Consider the following 12,105-nt stretch of genomic DNA (forward strand, 5'->3'; position numbering starts at 1 on the left):
GAAGTATTCTGCTATAATAAGACTTAACCTATGCTTCCTAGAAAAACAAGGCATATTCTTTATGCCGTGGTTTTAGTTTTCATATCAATTTTTTGTTCAACAGTTTTGGCAAAAACAGAGGTCAGTTCCATTTGGGACGGTCTTGTGTCAACTATTTCCAAATCTAAGGCTGAAGCTGTTTCTTCAGTTGTAAAAGTTGATAATTCTACAACAAGTACAGCTACTTTTTCTTCAGCAAACAGCAGTATGTTTATGACCATCATTCAAGGCGCCAATGAAGAAGCGGTATGTCCAAATGATGGAAGTACGTTGGCCAAGTTCTTCTTGTGTGGTGTTAGCGACATAAGAACATTGACATTGAGTCAATCGGGTAGTAGTTACCAATGGCAACAGCTCGACCCCAATACTTGTGCTCCTACGGTCGTGGACGATTGTCCTACCATCAACACTGCTTGTACATGGAATACAGTAGGTACAAATGCTACCTATGATTTGAGCACTGCAGGTGAATTTAGGGTTCGTGTTGATTCTGGCCAGTTCTTTTATTTTAAATCAACACTAAATCCTCTAGATCCACAGTTAATATCGGAAGATATAATTTGTGGAAACCCAGGTAGGGTAGAGGTGACAAATGTGCCGGCTGGTTATGAATACAGTTTAAACAGTTCCGCAGGGCCTTACCAAGATGATCCATTTTTTGATATTGCAACTCCAGGCGATTATCGTGTATGGGTGCGTTTAAAAGGTGTTTCTGCAAGTGCTTGTTTGTTCCCCTCCAATACGGAAACTATCCAAAATTTGGACATTACGGTAGATGTAACGGCCAATGATATTCTTTGTCCAAGTGAATTGGGGAGTATAGACGTACAAGTATCCGGTGTTCCTGGGTTTTACACCTACAGGCTAATTAAGGATGGCGTTACCATAAACACATTCGGTCCTAATGTCTCTGACTCGCATACTTTTGCTAATGTCAGTCCGGGAACCTATGAGATTAGAGTAGAAACCAATGATTGTTCAGAAACTGTAACGACAGATACCAGCGGCAATACAATTGAAATTGGTGGGGGAATAAGTCCCCTAGCTGTTTCTGCTACCGCTTCAGAGAGTTTTGGTTGTGGCGCTACTTCAATAGATGTAAATTTGACTACTTCTGGAGGTACCGCGCCATATCGTTTTAGTGTGGATGCCGGACCGTTTAGTGCAACTTACACGGGATCAACACTCTTTACAGTAAATACTCCCGCTACATATGCAATTTTGGTAGAAGATGCCAATGGTTGTCAACGAAGTGCTTCTGTCGATGTTCCTAATATACCTCCTCCTATTTTCAATTTAACCGAGGAAGATGCCAATTGTGGTGGAGCTAACAATGGTAGAATTACTGTTAATGTTACCAACGGGTTTGGGTATGAAATTGAATATAGTAACGATAATGGGGCAACTTTTCAAACAAGTAATGTATTCTCCAACCTAGCTCCGGGAAGCTATGATATCGTGTTGAGGTATGAGCAAGACTCATTTACCTGTGATACAACACCGATAACAGGAACGATTGGAACACCTTCAAGTATCGCAGCCACTGCTACTCCTGATTCTGTGCCAACATGTCTAAATGAAAATGGTGGACAAATTACAATTTCAGGAGTTTCAGGAGGAACGGCACCTTACGAATTCAGTATTGGAGCCGGATTTGGTACAAATCCTGTCTTTTCCAATTTAGGAGTTGGAAGTTATACTCCCCTGATCAGAGATGCCAATGGTTGTGTCGAATCCTTGGCGCCGATTGTTTTTAATTCTTTGAACAAACCCACAGATTTGAGTTTCACTATATCGAGTTTGGACTGTATTACGACAACAGCTACGGTCGGTCTAAGCGTAACAGGTGGAACAGGACCTTATACTTATGAAATTATTGCTCCGTCCGGAAGTGCTGTCAATAATGGTACTAATAGTGATTTTTCAGGATTGGGATTGGGTACTTACACGTTTAGGGTAACCGATAATGAAGGTTGTTCCTATGATGAAAATTACGCTATTACCGATATTAGTTCAATTGGTGTGGTGGCACAGCAGACCAGAGTGGTTACTTGCGTTGGTGATTCAGACGGTGAAGGACGCTTTTTGGTTGATGGATTCAATACTACCTATAGTTATAGTATAGATGGTGGCGCAGTGCAAACGGCTCAAAGTAGTGGTATAATTCCTATTACGGGATTAACGGCAGGAAATTATGTAATATCCGTTACCGATGAAGATACCAATTGTACCGATACAGCGACGTTGGTTATTGAAGAGCCAGCTGTTGCATTCGCTATTTCCAGTTTGGACGTAACCGATATGAGTTGCCAAAACGGAAATATAGGTTCGGTTAGAGTTAATACAGTAGGAGGCTGGGGAGGTAATCGTTATACTTTGACACAGCCAGATGCTACAACAAGAGGCCCAAAAAATGGACGTGTTTTCTCAAACCTGTCCCAAGATGGTACGTACCAGGTGAGCGTTACGGATGCCAACGGCTGTACAGTTACAGACAGTTTTACACTTACAGAATTAGAGGCCCCGACTTTAACATTGGATTTGGGTGCTTCAGATTTTTGTTACGATAATTTTACAGCTGCAACCTTAGTAGTTAACGCAACTTTAGGTACAGCACCTTATCAATATAGAATTAATGGCGGTCCATTAGGCGCCAGTAGTACATTTGCTGGCCTTACACCAGGAACGTATACCATAGAAGTTGTTGATGCTAATGACTGTAGGGATACTGTCACGGCAACAATCGAGCCTCAGGTTACTGCCTTGGCAACGACTATCCAAGAATTGGACTGTGCGGGTCCTCCGGGACAGATTCGTGTTAATATAAGTAACGGATATACCACCAGTGGAGATTACGATATTTATGAAGTGCAGATAAACGGAGGTGGGTACACATCGAACAACAATAATATTACTGGAAACTCTTTTATTTACAATGTGCCCAATGACGGTTCTATAACTACAGACACTACCTTCCAATTTTTGATTACAGATAGTCGTGGCTGTACCACGGAATCAAATATTGTGACCATTTCTCCACCAGAGACCATAGCAGGTTCAGCGGTAGGCTCGGATACGCAGTGTGGTGATAATACTAGTGGAATCGTAGAATTGATTCCCGATACCACACAAGGTGTACCACCCTATGAATACAGTAATGATGGAGGGGCAACGTTTAGCTCCCAAAATATTTTCTCTGGTTATGGTCCCGGAACCCATGGTGGCTTTGTAATTAGGGATAGTAGAGGTTGTATTAGTCCGATATATACCGCAACAATAGGTAATAGCTCTGCTTTAGAGGCAACTACCACTCCTACTGATGCAGTATGTACATCAGGAACCGTAAATGGTTCTGTTGCTGTTGCAATTACCGGTGGTTCTGGCGTAGCACCTTTTGATTATGTCTTATTGGACGTGAATGGTACTCCAATCGCTTCATCTATAGGGACTCCCAGTCTTACAGCTAATTTTCCAAACCTTCCATTAGGTAATTACACTGTAGTAACTACTGATTCTCAAGGTTGTGAGGATAGGGACGAATTTATCATTGATCAAAATGAATTGAATTTGACTCCTCTGGATTCTGCACCTTTATTATGTTCAGATACGTCGTTTCCATACAGGGTTCGAGCTAGCGGAGGTACAGCGCCGTACGAATTCCGACTAGTTGGCGAACCAACATTTAATCCAGCTGATAATGCCCCAAGTCCAGGAGATGTGTATGATTTTTCTGGTCAGGTAGTTCCAGGCGTAAACTATTTTGTTGAAGTTAGGGATGCAAATGGATGTACATATATTGAAGAAATTGGTCCTATAGGTCCAGCGAATCCCGTAGCGGTAGCTGCAACTGCAACGTCGGCGTCATGTGATGTATCAGGAACCGGAAGCATTACGTATGAAGTCAACGGCATTCCTTCTGGAAATTTCACAGTAACCTTGGAAAATACCGACACAGGTGCTACAATATCAGGACCGACAACACGTACAGGAGAATCAATGCCTTTTAGTGATTCCTTTACAGGCTTGCCACCTGGCAATTACCAAATCATAGTTACGGATGATTTGGGTTGTAGCGGTAGCACTTTGGTGTTTATTGGTTTCAGTTCACCTTCAATCATTATAGATAATAATGTGGCGGCTACCTGTAATGCCGGAGCTTTTGTAACGGTGAGAGGCTTTGGAGGAACAGCACCGTTTACGTATGCTTTTGTTCCTACAGGCGACCCAGCACCTTCTACCTTTGCATCGGAGACAACTTTTGAAATTGCAGGACCCTATCCAGGTGATTATGATTTCTATGTTCAGGATGCTAATGGATGTACAGCACTGACAACGGCAACAGTAACCCAAGATGCTGGAGTTCCAACGCCAACCATAGATGTTACGAACCAATGTACTGCAGTAAGTGGTTACCAAATAGAGGTAACGGCTCCTTTGTCAACAGGCTCTGGTCTGCCAGAAGAAACATTTGAATATAATATAGGTAGTGGATACCAGACCAGTGTCAATTTTGTAGTTCCAAATCCAGGTAGTTACATTATAACTGTAAGAGATGGAAACGGATGTACAAATACAGTTACTGCAGATGTTTTCGATTTCTTTGCGATAAGTGCCAATGCAACTTCCTTCCCAACCTGTAATGCAGGTGATGGTGAAATTGTTGTGAATACCACAGGGGGTAGTGGTAATTTTAGGTACCAACTACGTGATGATGCAACTTTGACGGATATCGGACCTCCACAAAGCTCAAATATATTTACAAGTGTATTCCCTGGAGATTACAACATTTTAGTAACCGATTTGGATTCCAATACATCGCCACTTTGTTCGGATGAGGCTGTGGTAAACGTATCTACGGTAAATACACCTGTTATTACAGCTACACCAAGTACAAATATTACTTGTAACGGAGCTGATAATGGGACAATATCAGTAGAATTGCAACCTGGAACCGATACAGATACTCCGCTAAGTTACATATTGTACGATGGAGCTAGCTCTACGGTAATTGCAGGACCCCAAGGTTCTCCTGTATTTGATAATTTGACACCCAATACCTATCAGGTTGAAGTGGTATCCGATAGGGGGTGTACAGATCGTTCAGCCAATATTATTATCAGTGAACCAACAGCATTGATGGTCAATACTATAAATACTGAATTTAGTTGTAACCCATCCAGTAACCAATTTAGTACTGCAACGATAACTATTTTTACAGATACAAACGGGGATGGATCGGGCACAGCAACAGGAACAGGTCCATATACGTACAGTATGAACGATGGTACTGCCCAATTTGATGGTACTAACTTCCAGACCAGCAATACTTTTGAGGTTGTTGATAATGGTACGAACCAGAGCATTATACTCACGGTTAGAGACCAGAATGGATGTGAAGAAACCGAAACAATTACTATAAATGCTCCGACCGATATTACTTTTACCTACGCTGTCGGCGAAATTACTTGTGATGCTTCTGGTTCTGGAGTCAGTCCAGGTTCCATAACAATTATTGTAGACCAGGGACCTGGTAATTATCAAGTCGAAATTCTGCCATTAGGTTCAGAAGCGCCGCGAAGCTCATCGGGTACAGATAGGGTTGTATGGCCAATTTCAACTCCAGGGGACTATATTTTTGCGGTTACTGATATTGGTAGCGGTGGGTGTTCATATTTGACCACTACTGTCAATGTGCCCGAATACAATACCATAGAACCCATAATAGCTGAGGTAAGCCCGGTATCCTGTTTTGGTGCTAGTGATGGTGAAATTAGCTTGGAAGTCAATAACTATACTGGGCAGTACAACTATGAAGTCTTCTCTAGGGACAACTCTGGAGTTGAGACAACAACAGGAGTTACGGGAAGTTTTGATACCAATGCACCTATCAATTCCCCAGAGATTATAACTGGGGTGCCTGCCGGAAACTTAGTGGTCCGTATTGAAGCATTGGATACGCCATTTTGTGATGCTATAAGCAATGTAACTACGGTAAGGTCACCAGACAGGCCACTTACGGTAACTACACTTCAAACAGCTGATGTTACCTGTAATGTTCCCGGTTTAGGGGAAATTACCGCTACTGGCGATGGTGGCTGGGGTACCTATCAATATCAATTGATAGCTCCCGATGGTGTTACTGTTCTGGTTGATTACCCCAATACCAATCCTGTCTTCGAGAATCTATCTGCAGGTCTTGGCTATACAATAAATATTAGGGATATTGAAGGTTGTGAGACATCGACCACCCAAGATTTATTGTTGCCGGACCCTATTACCGCAGATATTCGAATTGTTCAAGGTTTAGCCTGTAATAACGATAATGATGGTATTATTGAAGCATTTAATGAAACAGGAGGACAGGGCCCAGGAAATTATCTGTATCAATTGAACAGAATAACGGATGGTACCAATAGTGGTTTACAGACAACCCCAACATTTGCAAATCTATCGGCAGGAGATTACAGAATCACCATTTTTGATGGATGGAATTGTGAAGGGCAGACAGCTTTAATAACAATTCAAGATCCAGACATTATAGTTGCAGAACTAGTTGAGCTTCAGCCTCCAGGTTGTGGAGATATAGGAAGAATGGAGCTAAGGGTGACCAATCCAGAAGTAGGTGTGGACTATTTCTATCGAAGAGAGGGTACTAGTGGTTCTTTCATACCTTTTGGAACTGGAATGACAAGTATTGAAATTACTGCTGATATCACAGTTGATCCAGGTCCGTTCCAATATGAAGTCCAAAACTCTAACGGATGTCCATTTGAACGCTCAAATGAAATTCGATTAGACCCTGCAGCACCTTTGGTAATCAGTTTGGACCTTACAAACGCTACCATTAATTGTGCTGGTGAGGCGACTGGTATTATTCGCTCCGAAGCCTTTGGTGGAATAGGTAGTTATATGTATACCCTAGTGAACAATGACTTGGGCAGTGTAGCGAATGGTGGTGTTCCCAACGCTCCAATAGCAAGTGATATTGTGAGAAACCGACAAGCATCGGGAATCTTTAGAAATCTAGGTCCCGGAACCTATTACGTATATGCCGATAGTGGTGGTTGTGAAACAATTTCGACCCCTATAGTAATAACTTCTCCGCCACCTCTAGTATTGGATTATCTGGAAGCAGTCCCAGTTGCTTGTGCAGGAGATACCAATGGTCAGATTATTATAGAAGCCAGTGGCGGAACAGGACAGATTCGTTATTCAATTTCCGATACGTTAAGTGAATTTTTTGAAGGCGATGACCCATCAAACCCAAATAGAAAAGCATTCAATGATTTGTCACCAAGAACCTACGATGTGATTATTCAGGACGACTTGGGTTGTACAATTACCCGAACTGTAGAGATAACGCAACCAATGGAGCTTGTCGCTGCTGTAGCATCTACAACTCCCGAAATTTGTTTGGGCGAAGGGAACGGAACTTTAACACTATCTGTTAGCGGAGGTACTGCTCCTTATTATACCAGTGTTAATTCAGCGGATGATGCCGACTTTACCTTGGATAGTACATTCTTCTTCGATAATCTAATAGGTGGAGAGACCTATGTGATCTTTGTTAGGGATGCTAATGGTTGTCAAACCAACGTGATTGCGGATATTGGTTTAGGAATAGAATTGATGGCAGAACCTATTGTAGAATATGGCTGTGATGGTATATTTCCCAATAGCACGGCAACCGTTTCAATAGCAGATGGTTCTTTACTATCAAATTTGTTATTTTCTTTAGATGAGAACGATGTTAGTCTGGCAACGGAGCAACGAACCTTTGGTGACCTTCCTGCCGGAGAGCATACGGTTTACATTTATCATCAAAATGGCTGTGTGACATTCGTAGAATTTGAAGTTGAGGAATACGAACCATTGACTCTTGAAGCTGTCAAATCAGCGGAGAATGAAGTAACGGCAATCGCTACTGGTGGATTTGGAGGATATGAGTACTTCTTCCAAGGAGAATCCACTGGAGAAGTCAATGTGTTCACTGTACTCCAAGATGCAAACATTAATATCATGGTAAGAGATCAAAATGGATGCGTCGCCAATTTGGTCATGCCATTCGATTTTGACAGTATGCCAGAGATTCCTAATTTCTTTACGCCAGATGGCGATAACCTCAACGATTTTTGGAGGCTTGGCAATAGTGAGCTCTTTCCAAATTTAGAAGTAAAGATTTATGATCGTTATGGTAGAGTTGTGGCTATATTAAATCAGGTAAAAGGTTGGGACGGAACTTATGAAGGAAATGAGTTGCCTACAGGGGATTACTGGTACGTTGTAAATGCAAATGATGAGGATAAACAACAATTTGTGGGTCACTTTACATTGTACAGATAGTATTTCTTGAATAATTGTGTTTTAATTAAATCTCTTAGGATTGTATGGATAGGTTTGTTTTATGAAACATTATCTTACAAAAGAGCTAGTGGATTACTATATTTTTAAATTGAAAATCACTAATTTACCCCCTCGATAGTAAAACAATCAAACTGAACCATAACATATCCTTTTAAATGAATGACAATAAGTCTACCCCAACATTTTCATTTTTGACCAATGAATATAGTGAACTTGATTCCTCGGTTTTTCTTCTAAACTTATACCTAAATGGGTATAATGCAAGTAATAAACCTTATAAGATTGACTACAATACTTTGTTGGTAAGCTATCATTTATGGGAAGGCAGCGATTTAGATGAGTTTTGTCATGATCAAGCTTTAGGCTATTTTCTTTTTAATCCACTTAACGATTCAGCTGAAGCTCGAGAGGCATTTAGCATAGAGATCAGGGAGTTTCTGTCAGGATTATGATGGACCTCTTCAAAACTGTACTTTAAATTCCTAAATCTAGTACACGAGTGTCATTAAAATTTATATTTTTGCAATCCAATTTCGGGATGTAGCGCAGCCCGGTAGCGCACACGCCTGGGGGGCGTGGGGTCGCAGGTTCAAATCCTGTCATCCCGACGAACCTAGAAATAGGTTGAAACAAAACACTGTTAATCGTATGATTATCAGTGTTTTTTGTTTTTGTTCATTTTTTTTGATGCCAAATAAAACCATATAAAAGGTGTGCAATTAGGTGTGCAATGTTTCACTAAAATTGTGCTAACTTTATGGAGCTTTGAGGCATGATTTGACTTTCGTCTTTACAAATTATTGTTGAACCAAAGTCATTGAAAATGAAATCAAAAAGCACCTTCGCCATTATTTTCTTCACCAGAAAATCAAGAAGCAATCCCAATGGGCTTTCCATCTATGTGCGAATTACCGTAGCGGGCAAACGAGCAGAAATCAGTCTAAAAAGGTGTGTAAATTCCGAGCAATGGGATTCCACTAGAAACAGGGGTAGGGGAAATTCAGAAAAAATAAGAGCCTTGAACGCCTATTTAGACCAAGTGTATGGCAAACTACTCCAATGCCATAAACAGCTCACAGAGGAGGACAAAATAATATCCTCGGAGGCTATTAAATCCCGATACTTGGGAGAGGATTCGAACTGTAAAACTTTAAAAGAGTTAATAGCCTATCACAATGGTAGTATGATTCATGTCCTTAAAGCGGGAACGATGAAAAACTATTATACAACTGAAAAGTATTTAGAACGGTTTTTACTGAAAAATAGAAAAGTGAATGATATTTATCTGAAACAATTGAACTTTAGGTTTATCACGGACTTTGAGTATTATCTAAGAAACTGTAAAAACTCCAAAAAGGAGCTTGTTCTTGGAAATAACGGAGTGATGAAACATCTGGAACGTTTAAAGAAAATGACAAACCTAGCGGTTAAACTCGAATGGATGACCAAAAACCCATTTAACCAATTTCAACTAAAGTTCAATAAATATGACAGGGTATTTTTAAATGAAAGGGAACTAAACCTATTGGAGGGCACTGATTTTAAAAGTGAACGGTTACAGCGGGTAAAAGATTGTTTTATTTTTTCCTGCTACACAGGGCTGTCATATGTAGATGTCAAAGAACTAACTGAAATGAATATTGTCAAAGGTATAGATGATAACTACTGGATATATACCAAAAGGGAAAAGACGAATGAATCTGTAAAAGTTCCCATATTGCCCAAAGTATGGACAATACTTGAAAAATATAGAGCAGCCCAAGATATGGGTGTCACAAACAATCTGTTGCCCATTAGCTCCAACCAAAAAGTAAATACTTACTTAAAAGAAATAATGAAATCCTGCGGTATCCATAAGAACATTTCGTTTCATGTTGCCAGACATACCTTTGCTACTACGGTAATGCTGTCCAATGGGGTACCCATAGAAACGGTATCCAAACTCTTGGGACATACTAAATTGTCCACGACCCAGATATATGCTAGAGTAGTCGAGAGTAAAATAAGCGAGGATATCAACAACTTATTGGAACGGTTTGAGCAAAAGAGAAGTAAAACCATAAGTAATTGTTGAGCAATGATATGGGGCATTGTTGAAATAGAACAACTCTTCCCAAGGTCGAGTTGTTTCCAGTTCAACAAGCATTTCACCATTATCATTTTTTATAGTTTTTTCGAGAATCATATTTTTTAGTGCCAAAACGTGTCAAACGGGAACAAAAACAACATTTTTCTTTTGATAATAAAGTCACTATATCTATAAAGCTGAATACGACATTTTTTTAAGTACGGTTATCTACTTTTTTGGCTAGACTTTCCCTATAACAGTACTCATCAAAAAGGATTACTTTTTCTTTTTTTATTGAAAAAAGGCTTGACTACCTATGTTACGTTTCCCAGTAGGAATCCGAAGTGATTTTTGACGAAATGACTTTAATATCCGAGAAGTTCAAAAGCAGATTTCTATTGTCCCACCAGTCCTCTTTTTTGTCCCTAATTCAACCTATTTCAACACTTTTTTTAGCGAGCAATTATGTTAAAATTAACATTTGCTGTAGGAAATCTTCTTAATGAGATTGGTTTTTAGCACTACTGGGGTTGTCCCTACCATTAAATTAATAACTAAACCAAAATAGCTTATGAACTAAACCAAGCACCAATAGAGGATATGTCTATCAGGGATAGGCAACCTCGTAGCAGAATAGAGTAACATTTCAATCATTTTAAATACGAGTACAATGAAAAAAAAATACAGAATTATACAGTTATTACTTTTAATGATGGTCGTTGGCTGTCAGACCGAAAATGATACCGACCCTACAGTCGAAAACAGTGCGGCAGAGGTCGAAGAAATTGTGAAAGCCCAATATGATTTTAAAGTGGAGGCAAAGAACGGTATTCTTTCTTTCCCGAGTCAAGATGATTTTGACAAAGCTATTGAGTACGTTGCAAATTTAGGAGATGAAAACTTCGCTAAATGGGAAAATGAAATTTCCTTCAAAAGTTTAAGCAGTATATCAAGCGATAGTGATTTGGAAAACTTGGGTATCAACGATAGGCTTTTAGCCGTCTTTCTTAATCCTGATATGATGCTAACTGTTGGTGAGAATACTTTTAAAACAGATTATTTGGCAAACGAAGTAGTTATGGTAAACAATAGCGATTTTACCTCTAAAAGAAGTTTTTCAGGTAAATCTAGAAGGGTTTTTGATACTGATGACGACATATTTGGCCTTCTGGACGGTTCTGTAACGGAGGACGAGAATTTGACTTCTAAGCGTAAGTACAAAAGATGCAAAAGAAACAAAAAAACTCAACATGTTTACATTGGTCAGGATCAATATGATCTCAAAGTGGTCTATCAAGCAGGGTGGCCTGCACGTTCTTTGCAAGCAAAAATAAAGAGAAAAGATGGTGAGCCAGCCGTTCAAGAGACCAATATCGGTCTTCAAACACAACGATCAACATTTACACAAAGAAGAAAAAGAAATTCAAATTGTGACAGAAGATATAATAACACAGGAAGAGGTGGTAATGGAAGAGAATATAGTTTAAGGATTTATTATTCTTCTAGAGCTCTAGAAGCCTTTGATTACAACGTTAATTTTTATGGAAGTAATATCAGTGGACAGATGTCCAAATTTTTAAGAATTACATGTGGTCGGTGTCGTTGATTTTTCAAAGTCAGAGAGTGAAACGAAC

General features: G+C 39.9%; 4 protein-coding genes and 1 tRNA gene. All 5 read left to right on the forward strand.

The window, feature by feature from the left end; all coding sequences use genetic code 11:
- The first annotated feature begins 30 nt into the window (after positions 1-30).
- The 5 genes from LV716_RS13745 to LV716_RS13765 all read left to right on the forward strand — a co-directional run bounded on the left by LV716_RS13745 (position 31) and on the right by LV716_RS13765 (position 12,077).
- Positions 31-8,382 (forward strand): T9SS type B sorting domain-containing protein, encoded by an 8,352-nt coding sequence (locus LV716_RS13745; RefSeq protein ID WP_163418362.1) that lies wholly within the window; start codon positions 31-33, stop codon positions 8,380-8,382.
- A 176-nt stretch (positions 8,383-8,558) separates the two neighbouring features.
- Entirely contained in the window at positions 8,559-8,855 is a 297-nt protein-coding gene (locus tag LV716_RS13750; RefSeq protein WP_163418363.1) for a hypothetical protein, read from the forward strand.
- 82 nt (positions 8,856-8,937) lie between these two features.
- Positions 8,938-9,011 (forward strand) — tRNA-Pro (locus LV716_RS13755).
- A 215-nt stretch (positions 9,012-9,226) separates the two neighbouring features.
- The gene (locus LV716_RS13760; RefSeq protein ID WP_163418364.1) at positions 9,227-10,477 is read left to right on the forward strand and encodes a site-specific integrase; all 1,251 of its coding nucleotides are present in this window, start codon (positions 9,227-9,229) and stop codon (positions 10,475-10,477) included.
- 664 nt (positions 10,478-11,141) lie between these two features.
- Positions 11,142-12,077 (forward strand): hypothetical protein, encoded by a 936-nt coding sequence (locus LV716_RS13765; RefSeq protein ID WP_163418365.1) that lies wholly within the window; start codon positions 11,142-11,144, stop codon positions 12,075-12,077.
- Positions 12,078-12,105 lie beyond the last annotated feature (28 nt).

Source organism: Flagellimonas sp. HMM57, assembly GCF_021390175.1.
Taxonomy (GTDB): Bacteria; Bacteroidota; Bacteroidia; order Flavobacteriales; family Flavobacteriaceae; genus Flagellimonas.

Bases quoted from the DNA above. Each gene is read 5' to 3' on its own strand.
- LV716_RS13765 (WP_163418365.1), top strand. From the start codon at position 11,142: ATGAAAAAAAAATACAGAATTATACAGTTATTACTTTTAATGATGGTC.
- LV716_RS13760 (WP_163418364.1), top strand. From the start codon at position 9,227: ATGAAATCAAAAAGCACCTTCGCCATTATTTTCTTCACCAGAAAATCA.
- LV716_RS13750 (WP_163418363.1), top strand. From the start codon at position 8,559: ATGAATGACAATAAGTCTACCCCAACATTTTCATTTTTGACCAATGAA.
- LV716_RS13745 (WP_163418362.1), top strand. From the start codon at position 31: ATGCTTCCTAGAAAAACAAGGCATATTCTTTATGCCGTGGTTTTAGTT.